Annotated in this window: 27 protein-coding genes and 3 tRNA genes; 9 read left to right on the top strand and 21 right to left on the bottom strand. The window is 63.9% G+C overall.

The window, feature by feature from the left end:
• From AAA989_RS14065 to efp, 5 genes are all read right to left on the bottom strand, one after another.
• Entirely contained in the window at positions 1-297 is a 297-nt protein-coding gene (locus AAA989_RS14065) for a hypothetical protein (protein ID WP_338244608.1), read from the bottom strand.
• 144 nt (positions 298-441) lie between these two features.
• Positions 442-2202, bottom strand: a complete 1761-nt coding sequence (locus AAA989_RS14060; protein WP_338244606.1) for an SLC13 family permease — start codon at positions 2200-2202, stop codon at positions 442-444.
• A 118-nt stretch (positions 2203-2320) separates the two neighbouring features.
• A tRNA-Leu gene (locus AAA989_RS14055) sits at positions 2321-2405 on the bottom strand.
• Between the two features lie 77 nt (positions 2406-2482).
• Positions 2483-3301, bottom strand: a complete 819-nt coding sequence (locus AAA989_RS14050; RefSeq protein WP_338244604.1) for an inositol monophosphatase family protein — start codon at positions 3299-3301, stop codon at positions 2483-2485.
• Between the two features lie 6 nt (positions 3302-3307).
• A complete protein-coding gene (efp, locus tag AAA989_RS14045) occupies positions 3308-3871 on the bottom strand; it encodes an elongation factor P (RefSeq protein WP_338244602.1) in 564 nt (187 codons plus the stop codon).
• Between the two features lie 132 nt (positions 3872-4003).
• Between efp and AAA989_RS14040 the strand changes: the two genes are divergently transcribed.
• Positions 4004-4354, top strand: coding sequence for an elongation factor P (locus AAA989_RS14040; protein WP_338244600.1), 351 nt, complete (start codon positions 4004-4006; stop codon positions 4352-4354).
• On the opposite strand, the gene AAA989_RS14035 is transcribed toward AAA989_RS14040, so the two are convergent.
• Entirely contained in the window at positions 4351-5022 is a 672-nt protein-coding gene (locus tag AAA989_RS14035) for a M23 family metallopeptidase (RefSeq protein ID WP_338244599.1), read from the bottom strand. The two genes, AAA989_RS14040 and AAA989_RS14035, sit on opposite strands and share 4 nt — an antisense overlap.
• Before the next feature lie 45 nt (positions 5023-5067).
• Positions 5068-5700 carry a thiamine phosphate synthase gene (gene thiE / locus AAA989_RS14030; RefSeq protein WP_338244597.1) on the bottom strand — a complete coding sequence of 211 codons (633 nt, stop codon included), beginning with the start codon at positions 5698-5700 and terminating at the stop codon, positions 5068-5070.
• A 143-nt stretch (positions 5701-5843) separates the two neighbouring features.
• On the opposite strand from thiE, the gene AAA989_RS14025 reads away from it, so the two are divergent.
• Positions 5844-6257 (top strand): hypothetical protein, encoded by a 414-nt coding sequence (locus tag AAA989_RS14025; protein ID WP_338244595.1) that lies wholly within the window; start codon positions 5844-5846, stop codon positions 6255-6257.
• A 4-nt stretch (positions 6258-6261) separates the two neighbouring features.
• Here the strand turns inward: AAA989_RS14025 and AAA989_RS14020 are convergent, their stop codons facing one another.
• The 6 genes from AAA989_RS14020 to tkt form a co-directional block, all read right to left on the bottom strand.
• On the bottom strand, positions 6262-7149 hold the full coding sequence (locus AAA989_RS14020) for a fructose bisphosphate aldolase (protein ID WP_338244593.1): 888 nt from the start codon (positions 7147-7149) through the stop codon (positions 6262-6264).
• A 256-nt stretch (positions 7150-7405) separates the two neighbouring features.
• Positions 7406-8047: a 2OG-Fe(II) oxygenase family protein gene (locus AAA989_RS14015; RefSeq protein ID WP_338244591.1), complete on the bottom strand. Its 642-nt coding sequence runs from the start codon at positions 8045-8047 to the stop codon at positions 7406-7408.
• Complete coding sequence (locus AAA989_RS14010) at positions 8044-8541, bottom strand: GNAT family N-acetyltransferase (protein WP_338244590.1); 498 nt, start codon at positions 8539-8541, stop codon at positions 8044-8046. The genes AAA989_RS14015 and AAA989_RS14010 overlap by 4 nt, the downstream gene beginning before the upstream one ends.
• Complete coding sequence (locus AAA989_RS14005; protein WP_338244589.1) at positions 8538-9740, bottom strand: phosphoglycerate kinase; 1203 nt, start codon at positions 9738-9740, stop codon at positions 8538-8540. Before AAA989_RS14005 ends, AAA989_RS14010 begins: the two co-directional genes overlap by 4 nt.
• Before the next feature lie 11 nt (positions 9741-9751).
• Positions 9752-10759, bottom strand: coding sequence for a type I glyceraldehyde-3-phosphate dehydrogenase (gene gap / locus AAA989_RS14000; protein ID WP_338244587.1), 1008 nt, complete (start codon positions 10757-10759; stop codon positions 9752-9754).
• Between the two features lie 15 nt (positions 10760-10774).
• Positions 10775-12769, bottom strand: a complete 1995-nt coding sequence (gene tkt, locus AAA989_RS13995; protein ID WP_338244586.1) for a transketolase — start codon at positions 12767-12769, stop codon at positions 10775-10777.
• 150 nt (positions 12770-12919) lie between these two features.
• On the opposite strand from tkt, the gene AAA989_RS13990 reads away from it, so the two are divergent.
• A complete protein-coding gene (locus tag AAA989_RS13990) occupies positions 12920-13168 on the top strand; it encodes a hypothetical protein (RefSeq protein WP_338244584.1) in 249 nt (82 codons plus the stop codon).
• A complete protein-coding gene (locus AAA989_RS13985) occupies positions 13165-13509 on the top strand; it encodes a cell division protein ZapA (RefSeq protein WP_338244582.1) in 345 nt (114 codons plus the stop codon). The genes AAA989_RS13990 and AAA989_RS13985 overlap by 4 nt, the downstream gene beginning before the upstream one ends.
• Before the next feature lie 332 nt (positions 13510-13841).
• Here AAA989_RS13985 and AAA989_RS13980 read toward each other — a convergent pair whose 3' ends face one another.
• Positions 13842-15776: a M10 family metallopeptidase C-terminal domain-containing protein gene (locus tag AAA989_RS13980; protein WP_338244580.1), complete on the bottom strand. Its 1935-nt coding sequence runs from the start codon at positions 15774-15776 to the stop codon at positions 13842-13844.
• Positions 15777-15902: 126 nt separating this feature from the next.
• On the bottom strand, positions 15903-16145 hold the full coding sequence (locus tag AAA989_RS13975) for a hypothetical protein (protein WP_338244578.1): 243 nt from the start codon (positions 16143-16145) through the stop codon (positions 15903-15905).
• Between the two features lie 254 nt (positions 16146-16399).
• Between AAA989_RS13975 and AAA989_RS13970 the strand changes: the two genes are divergently transcribed.
• From AAA989_RS13970 to AAA989_RS13955, 4 genes are all read left to right on the top strand, one after another.
• The gene (locus AAA989_RS13970) at positions 16400-16657 is read left to right on the top strand and encodes a hypothetical protein (protein WP_338244575.1); all 258 of its coding nucleotides are present in this window, start codon (positions 16400-16402) and stop codon (positions 16655-16657) included.
• 124 nt (positions 16658-16781) lie between these two features.
• The gene (locus AAA989_RS13965; protein ID WP_338244573.1) at positions 16782-17366 is read left to right on the top strand and encodes a 5-formyltetrahydrofolate cyclo-ligase; all 585 of its coding nucleotides are present in this window, start codon (positions 16782-16784) and stop codon (positions 17364-17366) included.
• A complete protein-coding gene (locus tag AAA989_RS13960) occupies positions 17366-17581 on the top strand; it encodes a DUF2842 domain-containing protein (RefSeq protein WP_338244571.1) in 216 nt (71 codons plus the stop codon). The genes AAA989_RS13965 and AAA989_RS13960 overlap by 1 nt, the downstream gene beginning before the upstream one ends.
• A 13-nt stretch (positions 17582-17594) precedes the next feature.
• Positions 17595-18380, top strand: coding sequence for a DNA-formamidopyrimidine glycosylase family protein (locus tag AAA989_RS13955; protein WP_338244569.1), 786 nt, complete (start codon positions 17595-17597; stop codon positions 18378-18380).
• 17 nt (positions 18381-18397) lie between these two features.
• Here the strand turns inward: AAA989_RS13955 and AAA989_RS13950 are convergent.
• The 6 genes from AAA989_RS13950 to AAA989_RS13925 form a co-directional block, all read right to left on the bottom strand.
• Positions 18398-18474, bottom strand: a tRNA-Asp gene (locus AAA989_RS13950).
• Between the two features lie 107 nt (positions 18475-18581).
• The gene (locus AAA989_RS13945; RefSeq protein ID WP_338244567.1) at positions 18582-19913 is read right to left on the bottom strand and encodes a dihydrolipoamide acetyltransferase family protein; all 1332 of its coding nucleotides are present in this window, start codon (positions 19911-19913) and stop codon (positions 18582-18584) included.
• Between the two features lie 5 nt (positions 19914-19918).
• Complete coding sequence (locus AAA989_RS13940; RefSeq protein WP_338245556.1) at positions 19919-20977, bottom strand: alpha-ketoacid dehydrogenase subunit beta; 1059 nt, start codon at positions 20975-20977, stop codon at positions 19919-19921.
• 17 nt (positions 20978-20994) lie between these two features.
• On the bottom strand, positions 20995-22287 hold the full coding sequence (locus AAA989_RS13935; protein WP_338244565.1) for a thiamine pyrophosphate-dependent enzyme: 1293 nt from the start codon (positions 22285-22287) through the stop codon (positions 20995-20997).
• A 95-nt stretch (positions 22288-22382) separates the two neighbouring features.
• Positions 22383-23330 (bottom strand): thymidylate synthase, encoded by a 948-nt coding sequence (gene thyA / locus AAA989_RS13930; RefSeq protein WP_338244564.1) that lies wholly within the window; start codon positions 23328-23330, stop codon positions 22383-22385.
• Positions 23331-23369: 39 nt separating this feature from the next.
• Entirely contained in the window at positions 23370-24365 is a 996-nt protein-coding gene (locus AAA989_RS13925) for an NAD-dependent epimerase/dehydratase family protein (RefSeq protein ID WP_338244562.1), read from the bottom strand.
• 192 nt (positions 24366-24557) lie between these two features.
• Between AAA989_RS13925 and AAA989_RS13920 the strand changes: the two genes are divergently transcribed.
• Positions 24558-24634 (top strand) — tRNA-Pro (locus AAA989_RS13920).

Raw genomic sequence — 24634 nt, 5'->3', positions numbered from 1 at the left:
TTATTCAGACAGGTTGTCCGCCGCGTCCTGCGCTGCATCGCCGACATTCTGTGCAGCTTCGCCCACATTGCTGGCCGCATCGCCGACACTGTCAGCCGCGCCTGCGACCGCTTCGTCCTTTGCGATTTCAGCATCGCTCATCTGGGAAAAGACGACGAATGCGACGACAGCCAGCACGAGCAGGCCGATCAGGAGGCCCCACTTCGCGCCGCCCGACTTCTGGTCGTCGTGAATTACCGTCGTCGTATGCGTATCGCCGTCAGGCGTTTTCGTCGTGGTCACGCGTTCTTCGGTCATTGGATTATCCTTTGTTATATCGGCGCTAGAATGCCGACATTTTCGAACCGTTCCCCGGTGGCGAACGATTTATGGATAACCGCGGATTAACCAGAGCACCGCTTCAGAGGATCGAAATCGAGGCGGAATCGCCGCCATGCGCACCTACATGTCGTAGGACGTAACCAGCAGGAAACTGAGCGTTACCACCATGATAAGCACCAGGGGAACGCCCGTTCGCAGATAGTCCGGGAAGGAATAGTTACCTTCGGCCATGATCAGCATGTTCGTCTGGTAGGCAATCGGCGTCGCGTAACACAGGTTGCAGCCGAACAGCACGGCGAGGATCAGCGGCTCCTGCGGCAGGCCGAGTTCGTTCGCGATGCTGAAGGCGATCGGCGTGCCGACGGTGGCAGCCGTGGCGTTCGAGGCGAAGTTCGTCAGCACCGTCACGAAGATCATGATCGCGGCGAGTACCCCTGCCGGTGGCAGGAACTGCAATCCTATCGCTAGCGACTCGCCCAGCCAGCCGGCCGCGCCGCTGTCGAGCACGAAACGACCGATGGCGATACTGGCCGCCACCAGCACTATCACCTGGCCGGAAAGTGCCCTACCCACTCGGTCGAACTTCACGCACCCTGTCAGGAACATCAGGATCGCGCCGCCCAGCGAGGCGATTGCGATCGGCAATGCCCCGATCGATGCCAGACCGACGGAAACGCCCATGATCGTGGCAGCCAGCCATGCCTTGGAGCGGCGGGGCACTTCGCGCTCGCCTTCCAGCTGCAACAGGCTGTCGGCCTGCACGAACTCTGCCAGCGCTTCGTTCAGGCCCATTACAAGCAGCACGTCGCCTTCGTTGAAGCGCAATTCGGCCTGCGTTTCCTCCTGTTCGAACCGCAGCGGTCGATCCGGCCGATGGATGCCCAGCACCGCGACCCCGTAGCGATCGGCTATGCCGGAGGTTGCCAGCGTCCGACCGACGAGACGGGAGTCGCTGGTCACGACCATCTCGACGACCTTCATGTCGGCGCGACGGTCGAGCGATTGCCGCTGGATCTGGTCGACGACCCATCCCGGCGCGATCTGCCCCTCCAGCACGCGCACCGCGTCTTCCAGGGCATCGTGTGTGCCGGAAATGCGGAGGCGCTGGCCCGGTGCGAACGGACCGTCAGGGCGCTCCTCGAAGCGGAAATCCTCGGGCAGCATGTCGACCACCTCGTCGAAATGCTTGCCGATCAGGTTGCTCGTGGGAGGCACCCGCAGACGGGTATGAAACCAGCGGTGACTGTGGCCGGTCTCCGGACTGTTGTCCTTCAGCATCCGCGGCATCACCAGCCAGATGTACGGCAGCGCGATCAGCGAGGCGACAAGCACGATAGGGGTAAAATGGAACACCCCCATGCGCGGCATGCCTAGGTCCACTGCGATGGCGACAACCAGGATGTTGGTGGACGTGCCGATGGTAGTCGCCAGCCCGCCCAGCAGCGAGGATGCGTTGAGCGGCATCAGCGTTTTCGAGGCGGGCATCGCTCCCCGCGCGGCCAGCGTGACGAATATCGGGATCAGCAGGACGAGTACCGGCGTGTTGTTGACGCCCATGGACAGGAAGAATGCCAGCAACAGCGACAGTAGCAGGCCGGTCTGCAGGTTGAACTTGAACACCCGCGCCAGCATCCGCGCCGCCGGCTCCAGCGCGCCGGTCACGACCAGCCCCCTGCCCATCACCATGAGGGCGCAGATCGTTATCAGCGCGTAGTGGCCGAACCCCGCGAAAGCGAGCTGCAGCCCATCGGTGGGCTGGGTATGCGGCATGGGATAGAAATAAAGACCGACCGCGATGATCGCGATCGCCAGCAGCGAGACGATCTCGATGGACATCCGGCCGCGAACGAAGAGGTAGAACACCACGACCGTCAGGGCCATCGCCGCAGTGGCGTGCAAGGAAGGAACTTCGATCACGGTCGCTTCGACAATGCCCAAAGCGGTGCCGTAATATCAAGGAATTTCGCCGAAAAGGCCCTGCCCTTGTCGACTTTTGCCGTGGTACCCCTGGCCGGACTCGAACCGGCACTTCGTAAGAAACTCGATTTTGAGTCGAGCGCGTCTACCAATTCCGCCACAGGGGCATGCCGGGCAGGACAGCGCGCTTAGCTTTACCGGCAATCGCCCGCAAGCCTGCATCGCCCTCGCGCGGCTGTGTGACCTATTTCAGCGCAGCGGCGATCTGCTTGTGCAGGCGGGAATGCATCTGATCGTTGCCCGCGATTACCTGCTTGTCGCAAATCGGCTGCGAGCGTCCGCGATAGTCCGACACGAACCCGCCCGCTTCTCGCACCAACAGGCAGCCGGCGGCGGTATCCCACGGTGAAAGGTCGCTTTCCCAGAAGCCGTCGTATCGTCCGGCCGCGACCCAGGCGAGGTCCAGCGCGGCGGAGCCGAAGCGGCGGATGCCCGCGACGTTTGGCCCGACCGCCCCGAAAATCCGGGACCATTCGGCGAAGTCGCCGTGCCCCTGGTAAGGCGTTCCGGTCGCGATCAGTGCCTCGGACAGCTGGCGACGGCCCGACACGCGCAGGCGCCCGTCATGCAGCCAGGCTCCGCGTGTCTTTTCAGCCCAGAAAGTCTCGTCGGTGATCGGCTGGTAGACCATGCCGGCCACCACGTCGCCCCAGTCGTCGCTGCCCAGCTTGCGCTCCTGCACGGCAATGCTGACCGCGAAATGCGGAATGCCGTGGAGGAAATTGCTGGTGCCGTCGAGCGGGTCGATGATGAAGCGCGGCTGGCCCTCATCGCCCTCGATCTCTCCTGCCTCTTCCAGCAGGAACCCCCATCCCGGACGGGCTACCTTGAGTTCGTCCCACAAGATGCGCTCGGCCGCCTGATCCGCCTTCGACACGAAGTCAGAAGGACCCTTGCGGCTCACCTGCAAGTGCTCGACTTCGCCGAAGTCGCGGCGCAAACGGCCACCCGCCTTGCGGGCAGCCTTTTCCATCACGCGGATAAGACCTGAAATTGCAGCCATGACGGGTCAGCCAGCCTTCCCGACGTAGGCCTGCTCGTAGACGTCCACCACGATGCGCGTGCCGCTCTCGATATGCGGCGGCACCATGATGCGCACGCCATTGTCGAGGATGGCAGGCTTGTAGCTGGAAGAAGCCGTCTGGCCCTTCACCACGGCATCGGCCTCGACGATCTCGGCTTCGATCTGCGACGGCAGCTGCACGCTGATGGGCCGTTCCTCCCACAGTTCCAGCTGCACCTGCATCCCGTCCTGCAGGAAGGGCCGGGCATCGCCCAGCAGATCGCTGGGCAGATTGATCTGCTCGTAGGAATCGGTGTCCATGAACACCAGCATGTCGCCGTCTTCGTACAGGAACTGGTATTCCTGCGTGTCGAGGCGCACCTTCTCCACCGTGTCGGCGCTGCGGAAGCGCACGTTGGTCTTGCGGCCATCCATCAGGTTCTTCATCTCGACCTGCATGTAGGCCCCGCCCTTGCCCGGCTGGGTATGCTGGATCTTGGCGACCTTCCAGATGCCGCCTTCGTATTCGATGATATTGCCGGGACGGATGTCCACGCCGCTGATTTTCATGATCGCTCGCCTTGAGTCTTGTCGGGATTGCGCCGCGCCCTACCCGAGGGCAGGCGTGGCGGCAAGAAAAGAGGCGCAGGGGCAATGCAGATGTTCATGACGCGGCAAGCGAGCAATGCTAGTGCGCGAGCCATGAAAAGGCTTCTGCTTTCATTCGCGCTCGTCGGTGCTCTGCCGGCCACCCCCGTATTCGCCCAGGGCGAGATCGGCACGATAGAACGCGGCTTCTACCAGTGCGAGCTGCCCGGCGATGCCGGCGGTGCCGCGGGCGTGCCGCAGCCGCAGGAAAGCTTCTCCATCGAGAGCGCCTCGCGCTATTCCTCTCCGCAGGGAAACGGCACCTACCTGCGCCGGGGTAATCAGGTGATCATGACCAGCGGGCCGCGTAATGGCGACACTTACCAGATCATCGGCAACGGCTTCCTGCGCAAGATCGAGCAAGGCCAGCCCGGCCGACTCCGCTGCGTGCGGCAAGGCCGCTAGCGACCAACCAGCAACGGATAGGGATTGACCGACGTCGCTGGTTCCCACCACTCGGCGCTCGGCGTGGTGCGCATGACCTCGAAGTGGAGATGCGGCGCGTCGGGCTCGGCATTGCCGGTCGATCCTACCGTTCCCAGCCGCTGCCCTCGCCGAACGCGCTGCCCTTCGTTCAGGCCCGGCGCGTATTCGTCGAGGTGGGCGTAGTAGTAGATCGTCTGCCGATCCTCGGACCGAACGTAAACCGTATTGCCGCCCGCATCCGATCGGAACAGCCTCTCGATCGTGCCAGGCGCAGCGGCGATCACCGATGTTCCCTCCGGTGCCGGAATGTCGAGCGCCTCGTGCAGACGCGTGCCGCCGCCGCGCTCGTCGGAAAAAGTGTCGGAAAGGTCGGTGGCAGCGACGTTCAGGACCGGAATCATCAGCGTCGATGTCTCGGTCTCAGGCGGGGTGGAGGCCATTTCGCCGCTTTCCGCGACCTCTACATCGCCGCCTGCGCCTGCTGCGGGTTCAGCCGGTTCGGACGCCTGCTTCGTGGCGATCTCCTGTTCGATCTCCGCAGCCTCCTCCCGGTCGAGGAGGAACGCCCCCGCCAGGATCCATCCTGCGGATACCAGCGTCGCCGCAACGGCCGCGACCTGTGCCTTTTCTGCGAAAGAAGATGCCATGTGACGAGTATACCTAAGTCTGCGCCACGATCAAAAACGTGGCAATTACAAGCTTTTCGACAAGATGCGTGCAAAGGCCTTCACCGCCTCGGTCTCGTCGCCGCTCCAAACGGAGTGAGAGACGGCCAGGAAATCGGCGCCGGCTTCCACCAGCGGCAGGCAGTTGGCCGGGGTGATCCCGCCGATCGCAACGCAGGGAATTTCGAACAGCGCGCTCCACCACGCGAGCATTTTCGCGTCGGGGCGGTGGTCGCTTGCCTTGGTTTCGCTGGAAAAGAAGCTGCCAAACGCCACGTAATCGGCCCCAGCGTCGCCCGCTTCCATCGCGAGATGCCGGCTGGCATGACAGGTGACGCCGATCTGCACGTCCCGCCCCAGTTCCTCACGCGCCTCTCGCACGTCGCCGTCCGCCTGGCCCAGGTGTACGCCGTCGGCCCGCAGGCGCTTTGCCAGCGGAACGGAGTCGTTGACGATGAAGGCAACATCGTGCGCCCGGCATATTTCCTGCAACGGCGCGGCCAGCCGCGCCGCCTGGTGCTGATCGACACCCTTCACGCGAAACTGGAACGCCGTGGCGAGACCCTTGCCCGCCAGCAGCGCACGGTCCAGCCGCTGTGGAAATTCCCCGCCGACATCGGCGGGAGAGATCAGATAAAGCTGGCAACCGGGCGTCGTCATGCCAGCCCATTAGCAAGCGGGCTCACAACCACAAATCCTAATCCTCCGGTCCGACATGGTTTGCCGGCACTTTTGGACCGCGCTAACAAGGTGTTGGTCGATTTTCTCATGCGAGTATTTCCGCGTCGCGGTAAGTCGCGGCCATGAAATCGTTACCGCCGATCCGGCCTATCCTAGCCGCAGTCGTCCTCGCTCTGTCTGCGGCGTGTACTGCCATTCCCGATTCTCCCATCGTCGACAACGGCCCCGCGCAGGCATCCGGCACGCCGGTCCCCTTGCGGCAGCCGGTCCAGGCCGGCGCCGTTGTCGTCACGCCGATGGAATTGCGGGAAGACAGCCGGTGTCCGATGAACGCGCGTTGCATCCAGGCTGGAACCGTCATCGTTCTCACCCGCATCGACGGCGCGGGCTGGCGCGAAACCGTCGAACTCACCCTTGGCGAGCCGTATGAAAGCCACGGCGTGGCGTTGTCGCTATCCGCGGTCCTGCCCGATCGCGAAGTCGGCGAGGAGATCGCCCCTGCCGACTATCGCTTCGCGTTCGAGGCAGCACCCTGAACGATCAGGCGACCGAGGCCGCGCAGATCGAATCGATTGCGCGTTTCAGCGTCGCATCGAATTCCTCGTCGCTCTGCTGCGCCCGCAGATCCTGCAGCATCGCTCGGCTGAAGCTTGCGATCATGCCGTGGTTCTTCGCCAGTTCCTCGCATGCCTCGCTGGTGGAGTAACCGCCAGACAGCGCCACCACGGCCAGCACCTTGGGGTGCTGCACCAGTTCGCGGTAGTGATCGGCCACGACCGGGATCGACAGCTTCAGCATCACCTGCCGCCCTTCGGGCAGGTCTTCGAGCTGCTTCAGGATTTCCGCCTTGAGAATCTCCTCACCCTCGGCCCGGTCCTGTGCCGTGATGTCGTATTCCGGTTCCAGGATCGGCATCAGGCCGGCGTCCAGGACGCGGTTGCCCACTTCGAACTGCTGGGCGACGATCGCAGCGATGCCTTCCGGGTTCGCCGACTTGATGACGGAACGTTCCTTGGTGCCGAACATGCCCTTGGCTACCGACTTCTCCAGCAGCGCGTCGAGCTTGGTCAGCGGCTTCATCAGCTGTACGCCGTTCTCTTCGTCGGCCAGGCCCTGGTCGATCTTGATGAACGGCACCACTCCCCGCTCCTTGAGCGCCTCTGCCGTGGGCTTGCCGTCGACTTCACCGTCCATCGTCTTCTCGAACAGGATCGCGCCGATCACCTTGCCGCTGGCAAAGCTGGGCGAGGTGATGACGCGGCTGCGCATTTCATGGATCTTGTCGAACATCTCGTCGTCGCCCGACCATTCGCTGTCGTCTACGCCATAGCCGCGCAGGGCCTTGGGCGTGGACCCTCCCGACTGGTCCAGCGCGGCGATGAAACCGTTACCTTCGGCGATCTTGGCGGACATTTCACGAGTGTTCATGCGGAAGCTCCTCAACTCCGGATTGGTTATGCGAGGCTCCTATTCGGCGTGCGTGGGTTGTGCAAGTTGATGAAACAGTTGCAGGAGGAGGCGTCCCACGCTGCGCCACTGAGAGCACGGATCGAGCACGACACCTCGTCCCTCTCTTGCCACCGGGCGAACCCGGAGACTCGCCTGGCCGATCAGCCGGACCAGCCGATTGGCAAGCATCTGGAGGGCCTCGCCGGAACCACCCTGCGCCTTAGGTAGCGCGCAGTCAGCCTTGCTTCTTCAGCGCCGCCGTAAGGTTGATGGCGATGGAGATACGAGTGCCCTCGCCATGAAACATGCGCACGGAGTGTTGCAGCCAGCTGGGGAACATCACCACCATGCCGGTTTTCGGCCGAATGGTGATCTCTGGAGGCTGCGGCCGTCCATCCGCGCCCAGCAGTCTGAGGTCGGGCGCGGCCATCTGGGGCGTGGGCGCGCGAGGATCGAGCAATTGGAGTTCACCGCCAAGTTCCGGATCTTCGCTGCCGACATAGCCATCGTCGACATAGGCGACGACGGACCAATAGCTGCCCGGGTGGGTGTGATACTGGTTGGCGTGTCCCTTGCGGTTGACGTTGGCCCACAGCTCCGGGATCCAGCCAAACCGGCTTTCCTGCGGCGATTTCGCATCCAGGGTCGCCGCATCTGCCATGGTCATTGCCTTGTAGACCAGCGCTTTCGCCGCCTCCCCGCCCCAGTCCAGCATCTGCGTGTTGGAATGCCAGCCGCCAAGATTGGATATGTCCAGGCCCTTCGGATCGCGCGCCATCTCGGCCTCGATGGCTTCGCGCAGCATGGCAATGCCTGCCTCGCTCTGCAGCGTATCGACGACGAATGGAGTGGAGAAGAGATGGTGGGACTGCGTCATGCCGCAGCGATGATAGCCCGAAGGTCGGGGAAGTCGATACGCAGGTTGGGCAGCATGACGCCGCCTACCTCCTTGGCCTTCACCGCGCCGGGAATGCCGCCCAGGCGTTGGTAGAGAGCAATGGCCCGGTGGTTCGTGGTCAGCACGTCGAGATAGGCCCCGGTGCTTCCCGCATCGAGAAAGCGCCTTGCCGCTTCGGCCATCAGCCGCGCGCCGATACCTTGCGAACGCTGGCCCGGCAGCACGTGAAGCGAATTGATGAAGGCAGGATCGCCGCCGCGGGCGAACAGGAAGCCCGCGATTTGGTCGGTTTCGGCCACCAGCAGCAGATCGTCCGCGCCGATCGCCTTCTCTTCCCACTGTAGCGCCATGCGACGGTCTATGTCGGCAAGGTAGCCGGGATCGATAAGGTCACGATAGCTGTCGCGCCAGCTTGCCGTGTGCACGGCGGCCACCGCCTGGCGCTCTGTTGCGAGCGCAGGTCGCAGCTTCACGCAGAGAGCGCCGCGACGCCCGGCAGTTCCTTGCCTTCCATCCACTCCAGGAAAGCACCGCCCGCCGTCGAGACATAGGTAACCTCGTCCGCCACGCCCGCATGGGCCAGCGCGGCGACCGTGTCGCCTCCGCCCGCAACCGAGGTCAGCGATCCGTCCTGCGTCAGCGCGGCGGCGGTCTTGGCGAGAGCCACTGTTGCCTCGTCGAACGGCGGAGTCTCGAACGCGCCCAGCGGGCCATTCCACACCAGCGTCGCGCAGGTCTTCAGGACGTCAGCCAGCGCCTCGCTCGCCTGCGGGCCGATATCGAGGATCATCTCGTCCTCGGCCACTTCGTGAACGTTGCAGGTGCGCAGACTTGGCGGGTTGGGAGCGAACTCCTTCGCCACCACGACGTCGTAGGGAAGATGGATCGTGCAACCGGCCTCGTCGGCGGCATCCATGATCTTGCGGACGGTGTCGGTCAGGTCGTGCTCGCACAGGCTCTTGCCCACGTCCACGCCGTTGGCGGCGAGGAAGGTGTTGGCCATGCCCCCGCCGATGATCAGGTGCTGCACCTTGCGGCTGAGGTTTTCCAGCACTGCCAGCTTGGTGGAAACCTTCGCCCCGCCAACGACGGCAGCAACCGGCGGCGTGGGGTTGCCGAGCGCCGCGTCGAGCGCCTCCAGTTCCTTCTGCATCGCGCGTCCGGCATAGGCCGGCAGCACGTGGGCCAGCCCCTCGGTCGTCGCATGAGCGCGGTGCGCGGCGGAGAAAGCATCGTTGACGTAGAAATCGGCGTTGGCGGCGATGGCAGTGGCGAACTGCGGATCGTTGGCTTCCTCGCCCGGCCAGAAACGGGTGTTCTCGAGGATGCCGATATCGCCGTCGCTCAGAATGTCGAGCGACTGCGCCACTACGGGGCCCTGAACTTCCGAGATGAACATCACCTCGCGGTCCAGGACCTCTTCCACCGCGCCCTGCACGTAGCTGAGCGACATGGTGGAGTGGCGTTCACCCTTGGGCCGCCCGAAGTGGGCGAGCAGCAGCACTTTCGCACCCCGCCCGCTCAGTTCCAGGATGGTCGGCGCGACGGCCTTCACGCGGGTGAGATCGGTGGCCCTGCCTTCCTTCATCGGCAGGTTCAGGTCCACACGCACCAGCGCGCGCTGGCCCGAAAGGTCTTCGGGCAGATCGTCGAGGGTCTTGAACGCGGCCATGGCGGTCTTTCCTAAAGGAACTTCGCCATCACGCCCGCAGTGTCGATCATGCGGTTCGAGAAGCCCCATTCGTTGTCATACCAGCTGACCACGCGCGCCAGCTTGCCTTCGAGGACGGCGGTTTCCAGCGAGTCCACGGTGGACGATGCCGGGTGGTGGTTGAAATCCTGGCTGACGAGCGGCTTCTCAGTATAGTCGAGCACGCCCTTCATCGGACCGGTGGCTGCGGCCAGCAGGGCCTTGTTCAGTTCTTCCGCACTCGTATCGCGGCTGGGCGTGAAGACCAGGTCGATCAGCGAGACGTTGGGCGTGGGTACGCGCACGCTGGAGCCGTCGAGCTTGCCTGCCAGTTCGGGCAGCACCAGACCCACCGCGCGGGCCGCGCCGGTGGTGGTGGGGATCATGTTCTGTGCCCCGCCGCGCGCCCGGCGCATGTCGGAATGCATCTGGTCGAGCATGCGCTGGTCGTTGGTGTAGCTGTGGATCGTGGTCATGAAACCGCGCTCGATACCCACCGTCTCGTGCAGCACCTTGGCCACCGGAGAGAGGCAGTTGGTGGTGCAGCTGGCGTTGGATACGATCACGTCGTCCGCCGTCAGCACGTCGTGGTTCACGCCGTAGACCACGGTGGCCGAGACGTTCTTCGCCGGAGCCGAGATCAGCACGCGCTTGGCACCAGCCTTCAGGTGCGGTTCGGCGGCCTCGTGGCTCTGGAAGAAGCCCGTGCACTCCAGCACGATGTCGACGCCCATGTCCTTGTGCGGCAGGTTGCCGGGATCGCGCTCGCTGGTGACGGCGATGGTCTTGCCGTTGATCACCAGGTTGCTGCCGTCGACTTCCACCGTGCCGGGGAAACGGCCGTGGGTGCTGTCGAAGCCGAACAGCAGGGCATTGGCATCGGTATCGGCCAGGTCGTTAATCGCGACCAGTTCGAAGTCGTGGTCGTCCCGCTCCAGCAGGGCGCGCGCAACGAGGCGCCCGATGCGTCCGAAACCGTTGATTGCAACCTTGGTCGCCATGGTAATTACTCCTGCTTAGTCGTTCAGTTTGTTCTTGATTTCGGGCACGATGGCGTCGGCGGTGAGGCCGAACTTTTCGAACAGGTCGGGTGCCGGGGCGGACGCGCCGAAGCGATCGATCCCGAAGTTGAGGCCGTTCGACATGGTGTAGCGTTCCCAGCCGAACGTCGTGCCGGCCTCGATCGATACGCGCATGATCTCCGACGGCGGAACATTGGGCAGAATGTCCTCGCGGTAGGCGGCGTCCTGCTCGTCGAACAGTTCGGCGCAGACCATCGAGACGACGTCGCAGCCCACTCCGTCCTTCTCCAGTCGCGCGGCGCATTCCAGCGCCAGGTGAACCTCGGACCCGGTGGCGATCAGGATCACGCGGCGCTTGTTGCCGGCCCGCTTCAGGCGGTAGGCGCCCTTGCGGCTCATGTCCTTCTCGTCGGGCGAGTTACGGACCTGCGGCAGGCCCTGGCGGCTGAGCGCGATGACGGAGGGGCGATCCTTCTGCTCCAGCGCGATCTGCCAGCACTCGGCGGTTTCCACCCGGTCGGCCGGGCGCATCACCAGCAGATTGGGCATGGCGCGCAGCGATTGCAGGTGCTCGATCGGCTGGTGCGTGGGGCCGTCCTCGCCCAGCCCGATGCTGTCGTGCGTCATCACGTAGATCACGCGCACCTGCTGCAGGGCCGAGAGGCGGATGGCGCCGCGGGCATAGTCGGTGAAGATCAGGAAGGTGCCGCCGTAGGGGATGATCCCCCCGTGCAGCGCCATGCCGTTCATCGCCGCCGACATGCCGAATTCGCGGATGCCGTAGTAGACGTAGCGGCCCGAGTAATCGTCCGCCGTGAACGCGGTAATGCCGCCCGCCTTGGTGTTATTGGAGCCGGTCAGGTCGGCGCTGCCGCCAACCATCTCGGGCACCAGCGGATTCAGCACGTCGAGCGCGTTCTCGCTGGCCTTGCGGGTAGCGAGCTTTTCCGCGCTCTCCAGCCACTTGCCGAAGGTGCGCGCAGCCTGTTCGCCGTCCGGCAGATCGCCCGCCATGCGGCGCAGGAATTCGCTCTTGTGATCCGAGCCATTGCAACGGCCCTGCCATTCGCGATGTGCCTCGCCGCCGCGCTTGCCGGTGGCGAGCCAGTCCTCGCGAATATCGTCGGGCACCACGAAGGGCGAATGATCCCAGCCCAGTTCCTTTCGCGCGGCGGCCACTTCGTCGTCGCCCAGCGGCGAGCCGTGGGTGGCGCTGGTGCCCTGCTTGTTGGGGGCGCCCTTGCCGATGACGGTGGTGCAGCGCACCAGGGTGGGATACTCGGTCTCGGCCACGGCAGCATCCAGCGCACGGCGGATCGAAGCATGATCGTGCCCATCGCATTCCACCACGTGCCAACCGGTGGCACGATAGCGGGCGGGAATATCCTCCGACGAGGACAGGTCGACGCGACCGTCGATGGTGATGTTGTTGTCGTCCCACAGCACGATAAGCCGGCCCAGCTTCAGATGTCCGGCAAGGCCGATCGCCTCGTGGTTGATGCCTTCCATCAGGCAGCCGTCGCCGGCGATCACCCAGGTGCGGTGATCGACCAGGTCGTCGCCGAATTCGGCGTTGAGGTGGCGCTCGGCCATCGCCATGCCCACGGCCATGGCCAGACCCTGCCCCAGCGGACCGGTGGTGGCTTCAACGCCGTCGAGCAGGAAGTTTTCCGGGTGCCCGGCGCACGGGCTGTTCAGCTGGCGGAAGTTCTTGATGTCTTCCAGCGTGGGGGCATCGTAGCCGGAAAGGTGCAGCAGCGAGTAGATCAGCATCGAACCGTGCCCGGCGGACAGCACGAAGCGGTCGCGGTCGGGCCAGTGCGGGTCCTTCGGATCGAACTTCAGGTAGTCGTCCCACAACACGGTCGCCACGTCGGCCATGCCCATCGGCATGCCGGGATGGCCCGAGTTGGCCGCCTGCACGGCATCCATCGACAGGGCGCGGATGGCGTTGGCCATGTTGGTAAGGCGGGCGGTATCGTCGCTCATGCAAGTGCCTCCTTGCGAGTGCCGCGCAAACTGCGGCGATTCGGTTGTGGGCTGTGTGGTGGGGGCGGCGTTGAAGGTCAAGCAAGACCCCCTTGTCATTTGATAAGCCGCCATTGCCAGGCACTCCGCTGGCCGAGAGTTATTCACAGCTTGCCGGTGCAACTCTTTGCCGCCGCGCCATTAGGGGGTAATTCCCTGCAGATGGAAGGCGACCGCATCTCTAGGGCGCTGGCCCGGATCGACGCGGCCTCGGCTCGGATCGAGGCTGCCGTGGCGCGTCGCCAGCCCGCATCAGCCCCTTCCGACCCCGATCTGCAGGCGCGCTACGATCGCCTGCGAGACGAGGCGAAGGGCGCGCTTGCCGAAGTCGACGCGCTTATTGAGTCGCTGTCGTCATGAGCACCAGCAACGTCACACTGGATATCGCCGGGCGCAAATACACGATCGCCTGCGCGCCCGGAGAGGAACGGCATATCGAGGAACTTGGTGCCTCGATCAGCCGGAAGCTTAGCGAACTCGACATGCTGAAGGGCCAGTCGCCCGACCGCGTCCTGCTCTACGCCGCACTGCTGCTGGCCGACGAGCTGCACGAGGCGAAAAGCGGCGCTGCAAAGGCGGACGAGACGGCTCCTTCCGCCGATACCGGCCATGACACTGTTCGGGCCGAAGCGCTGGAAAATCAGGCCGAACGGCTTGAGGCGCTCGCATCGCGTCTTGAGAGTGAGGCTGCGACCTCCTAAATAGGTCGTGGCGGGACTGCCCGGCACGAGCCGTTTGCGAAAATCCCTGAGGCTATAAGCAATCCAAGGGAGCTGTCCCTGCCCGGCCCACCGGTTCGGCCGTGGGGTCGGTGCATACGGCGCCCACCTGACGTTGAGGCGTCAGAGGATTTCCCGGAAAACGACCCATGGTGGTTCCGCCACTCCCACCCGAATGATGACGTGATGCGGCTGTCCTGCCCGGACAGCCAGCGCGGATGCCGTGAAGCCATCGGAAACGTCTTGCCCGAAAAGAAAACGGGCCGGGGGATTGAAATCCCCCGGCCCGCGAATGGCGCATATTGCCTTTATTATCAGGCCATGTGCTCGCTCATGAGTTGCATTTCCGAAGGCGCAACCGCGAAGTTCGAGAACGTGGCAGCGTCGAAGTCGAGAACGTCCGACCCGGCCACTTCGCCCAGCATGTCGTCTACCTTGGCACCGCTGAACTTGGCAACCAACTGTCCGTCGACATAGAGTTCGGCACCGCCCTTGGCGTCCAGCCAGGCGACATCGCCATCGCTGTCGATCTCGATGCTGTCCTTCTTGGCATTGTAGCCCTTCACCTGGTCGACCGAGCCGTCGAAGGTGTCGAAGACGAAGGTGTTGCTCCCTCCGCCGCCAACCAGCATGTCGTTGCCGGCACCGCCATTGAGGATGTCGTTGCCGCCACCGCCGGAGAGGTGATCGTCGCCGGCGCCGCCATCGAGCATGTCGTTGCCGTCGCCGCCCTGGAGGAGGTCATCGCCGTCACGACCCATCAGAGCGTCATCGCCTTCGTTACCGAACAGCTTGTTGGCGTATTCGTTGCCGATCAGGACGTCGTCGCCCGCACCGCCGGAAGCGTTTTCGATCACGACAGAGTTGGCGATGGTGTAGCCGCCGTAGATTCCATCCACGAAGGACACGACACCGCCACCTGTCGGCGTGTAGTCGAGCGTCGCTGCAAGCAGGTCGATACGCACGTCGGCATCACCGTCGTAACGGATTTCGTCCGTGCCGCCGGTATCCCAGATCGTCATGTAGGAAGCGTCTTCCTGCACATCGACCAGCGTATAGACGTCATCGCCGGTGTTGTGCTCGTGAACGCCATAGCGATCCTGCAGCACAGCGATGTCGAAGGCTCCCAGCGTCTCGCTCCAGCCGTCACCGCGGGTTGCGGCCGAATAGGTCCGCTCGCCGTCCGGATGGGTAATCCAGGCATCGTTGTAGGACATCACAGTGTAGACACCCTGGTTCAGATCGTAGATGCCGAGCGAGGCGCTGTTGCCCACGCCGAGCATGATTTCCGAACCGCCGCCCCGGTCATGCGGGTGTGCAACGCCGTGCGCGTGGCCGAACTCGTGCAGCACCACGGCATAGGAGAAGCCGCCCGGATCGAGGCTGGCCGGATCCGACCCGAAACCGCCGCTGCGCAGGTTGAAGGTGCCGACGCCGGAAAGGTCGCCGTATGCCACGTCATCCTGCGGGTAGAAGCGTGCACCGAAGACCAGGTTCTCGGTCGTCGCCAGGCGGAACTGGGCGATATCCTGGTCATCTGTCTGCACGTAGGTGAGACCGGTGATCGGTGTGTAGTGCGTCTGCAGCGAATGCATCACGGCGTCGATCTGGTACTGCTGCCAGCCGAAGGTTTCCATTTCCAGCGTCTCGTCCGACGGATCGGCCTGACCGAAATTCTCGCCAGCTTCGCCGAAGTAGACGTAGTTCGTCGGCACGCCGTTGACCTCGATCGGCTCGACGTTGGCTGCGCTATCCCAGTCGAGGGACTCGAGCGGATCGTACTCGTTCGGATCAAGAATGTTCACGTCGAGCGTGTAGCCACCCGTTCCGTCAAAAGGAATTGTCGCGACGTAGAGAGTGGTGTCCTCTTCGGCGAAGTAGCTGAGTGCGCTCTCGTAATTGAGGTTCTGGGCAATCAGGACGCCCGAGCTGTCATACAGCTGCAGGCGGCCGATATTCTCACCGGGCTCGCCGTCCCAATCGGCAGCCCCACTAATGCCGCCGGCATAGGTCAGCGAGTAGAGCTGCCCCGCGGAAACATCGAGGGTGTAGACGTCCACATCGCCAGGCGTGTCGATGTAGGCGTAATTGGTGCCTTCGTTCAGGGAGAACGTGGTCGCGAACGAGTTCGGCGCATCGTGCGCGATGTCCTGCGTCCATTCCACGATCGTGTAGTCGCCGGTATCGAAGCCGGAAATTCCGACCGTTTCGTACCAGGAGGTGGCAGCGAGGTAGTAGGTGCCGCTCACGGCCGCGGTGAAGGTGATCTGCGAGGTGACGCCGATACCGCCGTCGTCATCGATCTGAAGAACGTTCAGGTCGCCATCGAGCAGCGCCAGGTACGGATCGATGATGCCGCCAACATCGGTGCCGCGCTACGACCAGGAATAGGTCGTGCCAGCAGTCAGTTCGATGGCGATCAGGTCCTCGCCGCCGCCAGCATCACCAAGGGTTCCGCCGTAGGTCATGCCATTGGGATGGGTATCGATTACACCGGGAACCTGGGCGGCCAGCGCCGACCAGTCGAAATTGAAAATGTAGCTCTGGTCATCGACGGGCCGAGAGATTTCGTCGCCAAAGAATTCGTCCCAACCGGAACGCAGATAAGTTTCAGCCATGCCAAGGAGTCCCCGTGATCCACCCTCCCCATGAAGGCGGTGATTCTGTTAAGTCAGCACAGTTTGGTTTCAACTGCAATTGACTTTAGGATTATCTTCAGTAACTTTATTATAGAAATTGCGTAATAACTGACGCTTGGCGCCCATTTCCGGAGAGAGGTCTGTTTATGCCCAGATTCGGGTCCTTTCTGCTTCTGCTGGCCCCTGTCGCTTGCGCGAATGCAGACCAGCAGAACGGGAAATTCGAGAGCACCATGCACCAGTCAGAAGACCATCCGGCCGGCGAAGGAATCGCCAATCTGCCTTTTTCGCGCGGGCGCACATTCGCGACGCTCGATGCCTATCTCGCCTACCTCGAGCAGTATAACGGTCCGATCGACATGCCTTGGTGGCGCGAAATCTCGCCTGGGGTCTACCGGCAGCAGCTCTACATCGCGAACCTGGATGTCGAACCGGAAACCGCGACGCGGGCCGAGCTCGAAGAGCGATTTGGATTTACCGACTCGCGCTGAGATCGACGGTGGGTCCTTGGGTTCGCAAGGCGGGCAGTTCGAGGCACCTCTCATTGGAGCTGACGGCGCCGCCCAGAAAGGCCGAAGTCTCGACTTTGCACATTCCGGACGGCAAAGGGGCGCAATGAACGATATTGCCGAACAGAAAGCCGCCTTGCGGAAGCTGATGCGCAAAGCGCGGCGCGAACATGCCGCCGCATTGCCCAAGGAAGTGAGCGCGCTGGTGTTTCGCCAGCCGCCCGCCCCGGTGCAGGAGCTGGTTCCCGCAGGCGCGACTATCGGTCTCTACCGCGCCGGTACGGGGGAAGCCCCGGCAGGCGGCTATGCGCGTTACTTCATGGAAGCCGGGCACCGCATCGCCCTGCCCCGCATCGGCAAGCTGGACGACCCGATGACCTTCCACGTCCACACCGATCCCTATGGCGAGAGCGATCTCGAGGAAGGCCGCATGGGCCTCATGCAGCCAGCCGCGTCGGCACAGGTCGTGGAGCCGGAGGTGCTGTTCATGCCGCTGGTGGGCTTTACCGAGCGAGGGGACCGGATCGGCCAGGGCGGCGGGTTTTACGACCGCTGGCTGGCCGCCCATCCCGATACGCTGGCCATCGGCATGGCGTGGGACGTGCAGCGCGTGGACGAGTTGCCGACCGAGGAGCATGACATGCCGCTGGCCGCGATCATCACCCCTACCCGCATCTACGGCCCGTTCTGATGCGCACCGAGCCCACCTGGAGGATACCCGTAGGGATCCTGGCGCTGCTGGCGGGACTCGGCATTTACGCCCTGCTCGTGGCGCTGGTCGCGCCGCCACTGATCGGCGACTGGCCGACCGGGGCGCAGACGCTGGTGTACATCGTGCTGGGGGTGATCTGGGTAAGGCCCCTGCGCCGTTTCCTGATCTGGATGGAAACGGGCCGCTGGGGTTGAGCGTTCCGGCGTCATGCCCGAACTTCCCGAAGCCGAAGCCAATCGCCGCCGCATCGCCGACAAGTGCCTGAACCGCACGATCGAGGAAGCGGTTCTGGGCGATAACGTAACCTACATCGAACTGCCCGGCGACAACGAGCGGGGCCGGCTTGCCGGTCGCCAGTTCACCGAAACGCATCGACACGGCAAGCTGATCTTTGCCGGATCGCAAACAGGCCCCTGGATCTGCGTTCACCTGGGCATGACCGGAAGCCTGATACCTTTTGACGAGGGAAAGGACGAACAGCCGAGCGCGACCAAGTTCCTCGTCCGATTCGAGGGCGAACGGCGGCTGGCCTTTCGTTGTCCACGCAAGCTCGGATGGGTTCGCGTGATCGATTCCCCGGAGGAGGAGATCGCGCGGATCGGTTTCGGTCCCGATGCGATGGAGATCGACGAGGATGCCTTCGTCGAGGTTATCGGCGAAACGAACGGGGCGGTGAAATCTGCGCTGATCGAGCAGAAGAAGATCGCCGGGATCGGCAACCTGTGGTCGGACGAAATCCTTTTCGAAGTGGGCGTGATGCCCGATCGCAAGGCAAGTGAGCTGGACGAGAAAATCCTGCACAAGATGCACGGCGTCATGCGCGACAAGCTGAGCGCGGTGCTGAAGACCAATGCAGACTATTCGCAGCTGCCCGATGCCTGGCTCGTCCGGCACCGCGAGAAAGGCGCCGAGTGCCGCAAGTGCGGCGGCACGATCCGCAACAAGACCGTGGGCGGCCGCAGTGCATACTACTGCGACAGCCATCAGGAATGAAGGAATAAGGTCCCAAGTGGCGCGAGTGACGGGACTTGAACCCGCGACCTTCGGCGTGACAGGCCGACACTCTAACCAACTGAGCTACACCCGCGCATATTGAGCGGCTAGCGCCTCTTGGGAGCCGCGCATCTAGTAGAGGGTCCTCACCCTGTCAACACACCAGAAGCGGCTTTTTGGACTATCTTCAGATAACCCCGGTCATCCGGCCAGAATCGTGGCCGGCGCCTCCAGTTTCTTCTTCAATTCCTGCACGAAAGCAGCCGCATTGTAGCCATCCACGACGCGGTGATCGCAGCTGATCGAAATGTTCATCAGCTTGCGCTTCGCAATCGTTTCGCCGCCGTTTCCATCGGGCACGAACATGGGTCTCTCGACTATGCGATTCGGACCGATGATGGCCACTTCCGGCCGGTTGATGACCGGTGTCGTCGCCACCCCGCCCAGCGGGCCGAGCGAGGTTATCGTAAGCGTGGAGCCGGACAGCTCTTCCGACTTGGCGGAGCCGTTTCGCGCTGCCTCGGCAAGTCGCGTGATCTCCTGCGCAAGCTGCCACAGGTTCATGCCCTGCGCGTTGCGGATGACGGGCACCATCAGGCCATTGTCGGTCATCGTCGCCATGCCGAGGTGCACCGCCCCGTGGCGGGTGACCACGCGCGCCTCGTCGTCGAAACGGGCGTTTATCATGGGAAAATCGGGCAGCGTCTTGCAGATCGCGGTGATCAGCAGCGGCAGCATGGTGAGCTTGGGACGCTCGCCCCGGTTCGCATTCAACTGCGCGCGGGTTTCCTCCAGCGCAGTAACGTCGGTTTCCTCGACGTAAGTGAAGTGCGGGATATTGCGCTTGGACGCCGCCATGTTCTCGGCGATGCGCTTCCGGAGGCCGATAACCCTGATCTCCTCGTCCGCGCGTGCGGGGCCGGCGCCGGAATAGCCGCCGGAATAGGAGATGAAGGCGTCGAGGTCGGCGTGGCGTATGCGGCCGTCCTCGTGCGGCTTTACCTGCGCCAGATCGATGCCCAGGTCCTTCGCCCGCTTGCGCACTGCCGGGCTGGCAAGCACCTTTGTCTCGGCAGCGGCCGGAGCCGGTGCGGGGGTCGGAGCAGGCGCCGGTTCGGGTGCCGGCGGAGGCGTGGGCTTGCCCTCCACCGCCTTCGCGGCATCTTCCTGGTCGGAAGGATCGGGATTTTCCACCTCGATCCGCTCCTCGACCTCGTCGTCCTTCGGTGCCGGCGCGCCGTCAGCATCCGCCGCGGCCTCGTTCTCTTCCAGAACGTCGTCGGGGATTTCGCCCTCGACCTCGATAACCACCAGCATTCCGCCGATGGCCACCGTGTCGCCTACCTCGCCCGCGACTTCCAGGACCTTGCCCGCGACCGGGCTTTCCATCTCGACCGTCGCCTTGTCGGTCATCATGTCGGCCAGCTGGCCGTCTTCCTCGATCGTGTCGCCGGGCTTCACGTGCCAGGCGACGATCTCGGCCTCGGCAATGCCTTCGCCGATGTCGGGCAGGTTGAAGGTGAACTTGGGCATGTGCGTCAGTCCTGCAAAAGCTTGTCGATGGCCTCGCCGATGCGGACGGGACCGGGAAAGTAAGCCCATTCCAGGCTGTGCGGATAGGGCGTGTCGAAACCCGTCACCCGCTCGATGGGCGCTTCGAGGTGGTAGAAACAGCGTTCCTGCACCAGCGCGCTCAGCTCCGAGCCGAAGCCCGAGGTACGCGTGGCCTCGTGCACGATCATGCAGCGGCCGGTCTTGCGCACCGACTCCTCGATCGCCTCGATATCCAGCGGCACCAGGGTGCGCAGGTCGAGGATCTCGGCGTTCACGCCCTTCTCGCGCGTGACGCTTTCCACCACGTGCACCATCGTGCCGTAGGCAAGGATGGTCATGGCGTCGCCCTCGCGCACAGTGCGCGCCTTGCCGAGCGGAATGCGGTAATGCCCCTCGGGCACCTGCGCCTCGGCAAAGCCCTTCCAGCTCTTGGCGGGCTTGTCGTAATAGCCGTCGAAGGGGCCGTTGTAGATGCGCTTGGGCTCGAAGAAGATGACCGGGTCGTTATCCTCGATGCAGCTGATCAGCAGGCCTTTCGCATCGTAGGGCGTGGATGGGATCACCGTCTTCAGGCCGGAGACGTGTGTGAAGATCGATTCCGGCGACTGCGAGTGAGTCTGTCCGCCGAAGATGCCGCCGCCAAACGGGCTGCGCACCGTCATCGGCGCGATGAATTCCGCCGCAGAGCGATAGCGCAGGCGGGCGGCTTCCGAGATCAGCTGGTCGAGACCGGGATAGATGTAATCGGCGAACTGGATTTCCGGCACCGGGCGCAGGCCATAGGCGCCCATGCCCACGGCGACGCCGATGATCCCGCATTCGGAGATCGGCGTGTCGAACACGCGGGTCTTGCCGTATTTCTCCTGCAGGCCGGCGGTGCAGCGGAACACGCCGCCGAAATAGCCGATATCCTCACCCAGCAGGATCACGTCGTCATCGCGTTCCAGCATGTTGTCGAGCGCGGAATTGATCGCCTCGATCATGTTCATCTCGCGCGTTTCGCCGGCGTGCTTCGCCTCGCCGGTCTGGCGCTCCTGATCCATCGTTTCGGCGGGAGGCGTCATTCGGGTCGTCCTTCGGGAAACTTGATCTTGCGCTCGCGGATCGCCTGGTCGGCCTGCTCTTCCAGGTGCCAGGGAAGCTCCTCGAACACGTCCTCGAACATGGTGTGGAACGGGTGGTGCAGTCCGTGGCCCAGGATGCCGTTCTTCTCGGCCTGCTTCATCGCGGCGCGAACGTGCTCGTCGAGCTCCTTGTCCATCGCCTCCTGCTGCTCCTCGGTCCACTCGCCCAGGTGGATCAGGTGGTTCTTCAACCGCATGACCGGATCGCCGAGCGGCCATTCCTCACGCTCCTCGGCGCTGCGGTAGGCGCTTGGATCGTCCGAGGTCGAGTGCCCCTCGGCGCGGTAGGTGAAGTGCTCGATCAGCGTCGGTCCGCCATTGGCGCGGGCGCGGTCGGCGGCCCAGCGTTCGGCGGCGAACACCGCCAGCGGATCGTTGCCGTCCACGCGCAGACCCGCCATGCCGTAGCCGATGGCGCGAGCGGCGAAAGTCGCCCGCTCTGACCCGGCAAAGCCCGAGAAACTGGAAATAGCCCACTGGTTGTTGATCACGTTGAAGATCACCGGCGCGTTGTAGACCGTGGCGAAAGTGAGCGCGGAGTGGAAGTCGCCCTCCGCGGTGCTGCCCTCGCCCACCCAGGTCGCGGCGATGCGGGAATCGCCCTTGCTGGCGCTGGCCATGGCAAAGCCCGTCGCCTGCGGCAGCTGCGTGGCGAGGTTGCCGGAAATCGAGAAGAAGCTGTGCTCGCGCGAGCAATACATGATCGGCAGCTGGCGGCCCTTCAGCTTGTCGGCCCTGTTCGAGTAGATCTGGTTGATCATCTCGGTCAGCTCATAGCCGCGGGCGATCAGGCAGCCCTGCTGGCGATAGCTGGGAAAGATCATGTCGTCGCCTGCCAGCGCGTGAGTGGCGCACACGCTGGTCGCCTCCTCGCCGGTACACTTCATGTAGAAGCTGGTCTTGCCCTGCCGCTGGGCGCGATACATGCGATTGTCGAAGGCGCGCACCAGCGCCATTTCGCGCAACATGGAGCGGAGGGTGTCGGCATCGAGACGCGGATCCCAGGGGCCATGCGCCTGGTTGTCGTCGCCCAGCACGCGCACGAGATCGTTGCACAGCGGGAAGGTTTCCTTCGCCTCGCACGATTCGTCAGGGCGCGGCTGCTTGCCGGCCTCCCCCACGTCGAGATGGCCGTAATCCACCGTGTCGCCGGGGCGATAGCGCGGTTCGGGCACGTGAAGGGCAAGCTTCGGGCGGTTGCTCCCCTCGATATTGCCGCTCTTTGCCATTGTCGTCTCCCGGACAGGTACCTTGGACATCAAGGCCCGGCCTTTATTGGTTTCACCTGAAACCGTCAACGCGCGAGAGAACGCTCGCGAACGGCCTATACCGCCACGGGGGCCTTCAGCGCGCCCTGCGGCTGATAATCGCGCACCTCGAAATCCTCGAACCGGTAGTCGAAAATCGTCTCGGGCTGCCTTGTAATGGCAAGCTTCGGCGTCCCGTCGGGTTCCCGCTGCAACTGCGCCTCCACCAGATCGGCGTGATTGAGGTAAAGGTGCGTGTCGCCGCCGGTCCATACCAGTTCGCCGGGAAGAAGGCCGGTCTGCGCCGCCATCATCCGGGTCAGCAGCGCGGCGCCGAAGAGGTTGAACGGAAGCCCCAGCGCCACGTCGCAGCTGCGCTGGTAGAGCAGGCAGTTGAGGCGAGCCCCCTCACCCTCCCCCGCGACATGGAACTGATAGGTCTTGTGGCACGGCGGTAGAGCCATCCGGTCCAGCTCGGCCACGTTCCAGCCCTCGATGATATGGCGGCGGCTGCCGGGATTGGTCTTCAGGCTTTGCACCACCTGCGCCACCTGATTGATGCCGGGTCCCTTCTCGTAGCGACCGTCGGGCCCGTACTGGAACGTCGGCCAGTCCACCCACTGCTTGCCGTAGACGGGGCCGAGGTCGCCCCAGTTCTTCGCAAAGGCCTCGTCCGCCACGATGCGCGCTTCGAACTCGGCCTGATCGATATCCTCGCCGCTCGCCTGTCTGTACTTCGCCAGCGGCCAGTCGCTCCAGATGGTGACGCCCTGCTGCAGCAGCGGGCGGATGTTGGTCTCCCCGGTGAGGAACCACAACATCTCCTTCGCCGCCGCCTTCCAGTAAACGCGCTTGGTGGTGAGCAGCGGAACGCGATCCTCGCCGAGATCGAACCGCAGCATGGTGCCGAAGATCGAGCGTGTGCCCACGCCCGTGCGATCCATCCGCTCGTCGCCGTGCTCCCAGATATGGCGCATCAGCTCGAGGTATTGCCATTCGGGGTGGCGGCGCGGAGTCGAAGTCATGTCCGGCTCGCTACCATCAGCAGGGGCGCAAGGCCAAGGTCACACCCGGTGATAATCGCGGTACCATTCCACGAAGCGGGGAAGACCTTCGGCAATGTCGGTGGTGGGCTTGTAGCCCAGGTCGCCGCTGATCGCATCGATATCGGCATAGGTCCGCACGACATCGCCGGGCTGCATCGGCTGCCAGTCGATCTCGGCCTTCTTGCCGCAGGCATCTTCTAGGATGGAAATCAGGTCCAGCAGCTTTTCCGACCGGTTGTTGCCGATGTTGTAGATGGCGTGCGGCTTGGTGGAACCGCCCGCCTTGGCCGCGCCGTCATCGGCCGGGGCATTGTCCAGCACCGCCTGAACGCCGGCCACGATATCGTCGACATGGGTGAAATCGCGCCACATCTCGCCCTCGCGGAAGACCGGGATCGGCTCTCCGGCCAGGATCTTCCGGGTGAATATCCAGTAGGCCATGTCGGGCCGGCCCCAAGGGCCGTAGACGGTGAAGAAGCGCAGGCCGGTCAGCGGTATGCGATAGAGATGGGCGTAGGTCTCGCTCATCAGTTCGTCCGCTTTCTTCGTGGCGGCATATAGCGACACGGGGTGGTCCGTCCGGTCGTCAACGCTGAAGGGCACCTTGTCGTTGCCGCCGTAGACGCTGGAGGAACTGGCATAGACCATGTGCTCCACATCGCGGTGGCGGGCCAGTTCCAGCATGTTGGCATGCCCTACCAGGTTGGACTGCACGTAGGCGGCCGGGTTCTCCAGCGAATAGCGGACACCAGCCTGCGCGCCGAGGTGCACGATGCGGTCGATCGTCTTTCCTTCCAGCGCCCTCGTCACCGCATCCATGTCGGCGAAATCGAGCTTCTCGAAGGTGAAATCGCCGCCCTTTTCCTGCAGCCGGGCCAGCCGGGCGTGTTTCAGCGCGGGGTCGTAATAGTCGTTCAGATTGTCGAACCCGATCACGTTGTCGCCGCGCGCCAGAAGGCGTTCCGCCAGCGCCGCGCCGATGAAACCCGCCGCACCCGTTAGCAAGACCTGCATGCCTCAAATCTCCTTTGGGCACGATCGCCCCCCTGATGACGCCGCGGTTGCCATTCGCGCCGTCCGATGCCCCTGCCTAGTGACAGGGCGAGGCGCGTTGCGCAATGCGTGAAACAGGCCTTGCCAGCACGAAGCGCCAACCCTATAGGGCCGCCTCTGCCTCGCGGGGGTCCGTCCCTCGCACGCACCGGTCGGGGAGTAGCTCAGCCTGGTAGAGCACTGTCTTCGGGAGGCAGGGGCCGGAGGTTCGAATCCTCTCTCCCCGACCA

Source organism: Aurantiacibacter hainanensis, from assembly GCF_036321025.1.
Taxonomy (GTDB): Bacteria; Pseudomonadota; Alphaproteobacteria; order Sphingomonadales; family Sphingomonadaceae; genus Alteraurantiacibacter; species Alteraurantiacibacter hainanensis.
This window is presented reverse-complemented; position numbering and strand designations above follow the sequence as displayed.

Coding starts and splice junctions, on each gene's coding strand:
- AAA989_RS14065 (WP_338244608.1), bottom strand. CDS start 297: ATGACCGAAGAACGCGTGACCACGACGAAAACGCCTGACGGCGATACG.
- AAA989_RS14060 (WP_338244606.1), bottom strand. CDS start 2,202: ATGGCCCTGACGGTCGTGGTGTTCTACCTCTTCGTTCGCGGCCGGATG.
- AAA989_RS14050 (WP_338244604.1), bottom strand. CDS start 3,301: ATGGCTGCAATTTCAGGTCTTATCCGCGTGATGGAAAAGGCTGCCCGC.
- efp (WP_338244602.1), bottom strand. CDS start 3,871: ATGAAAATCAGCGGCGTGGACATCCGTCCCGGCAATATCATCGAATAC.
- AAA989_RS14040 (WP_338244600.1), top strand. CDS start 4,004: ATGAAAAGGCTTCTGCTTTCATTCGCGCTCGTCGGTGCTCTGCCGGCC.
- AAA989_RS14035 (WP_338244599.1), bottom strand. CDS start 5,022: ATGGCATCTTCTTTCGCAGAAAAGGCACAGGTCGCGGCCGTTGCGGCG.
- thiE (WP_338244597.1), bottom strand. CDS start 5,700: ATGACGACGCCCGGTTGCCAGCTTTATCTGATCTCTCCCGCCGATGTC.
- AAA989_RS14025 (WP_338244595.1), top strand. CDS start 5,844: ATGAAATCGTTACCGCCGATCCGGCCTATCCTAGCCGCAGTCGTCCTC.
- AAA989_RS14020 (WP_338244593.1), bottom strand. CDS start 7,149: ATGAACACTCGTGAAATGTCCGCCAAGATCGCCGAAGGTAACGGTTTC.
- AAA989_RS14015 (WP_338244591.1), bottom strand. CDS start 8,047: ATGACGCAGTCCCACCATCTCTTCTCCACTCCATTCGTCGTCGATACG.
- AAA989_RS14005 (WP_338244589.1), bottom strand. CDS start 9,740: ATGGCCGCGTTCAAGACCCTCGACGATCTGCCCGAAGACCTTTCGGGC.
- gap (WP_338244587.1), bottom strand. CDS start 10,759: ATGGCGACCAAGGTTGCAATCAACGGTTTCGGACGCATCGGGCGCCTC.
- tkt (WP_338244586.1), bottom strand. CDS start 12,769: ATGAGCGACGATACCGCCCGCCTTACCAACATGGCCAACGCCATCCGC.
- AAA989_RS13985 (WP_338244582.1), top strand. CDS start 13,165: ATGAGCACCAGCAACGTCACACTGGATATCGCCGGGCGCAAATACACG.
- AAA989_RS13975 (WP_338244578.1), bottom strand. CDS start 16,145: ATGGCTGAAACTTATCTGCGTTCCGGTTGGGACGAATTCTTTGGCGAC.
- AAA989_RS13970 (WP_338244575.1), top strand. CDS start 16,400: ATGCACCAGTCAGAAGACCATCCGGCCGGCGAAGGAATCGCCAATCTG.
- AAA989_RS13965 (WP_338244573.1), top strand. CDS start 16,782: ATGAACGATATTGCCGAACAGAAAGCCGCCTTGCGGAAGCTGATGCGC.
- AAA989_RS13960 (WP_338244571.1), top strand. CDS start 17,366: ATGCGCACCGAGCCCACCTGGAGGATACCCGTAGGGATCCTGGCGCTG.
- AAA989_RS13955 (WP_338244569.1), top strand. CDS start 17,595: ATGCCCGAACTTCCCGAAGCCGAAGCCAATCGCCGCCGCATCGCCGAC.
- AAA989_RS13945 (WP_338244567.1), bottom strand. CDS start 19,913: ATGCCCAAGTTCACCTTCAACCTGCCCGACATCGGCGAAGGCATTGCC.
- AAA989_RS13940 (WP_338245556.1), bottom strand. CDS start 20,977: ATGGATCAGGAGCGCCAGACCGGCGAGGCGAAGCACGCCGGCGAAACG.
- AAA989_RS13935 (WP_338244565.1), bottom strand. CDS start 22,287: ATGGCAAAGAGCGGCAATATCGAGGGGAGCAACCGCCCGAAGCTTGCC.
- thyA (WP_338244564.1), bottom strand. CDS start 23,330: ATGACTTCGACTCCGCGCCGCCACCCCGAATGGCAATACCTCGAGCTG.
- AAA989_RS13925 (WP_338244562.1), bottom strand. CDS start 24,365: ATGCAGGTCTTGCTAACGGGTGCGGCGGGTTTCATCGGCGCGGCGCTG.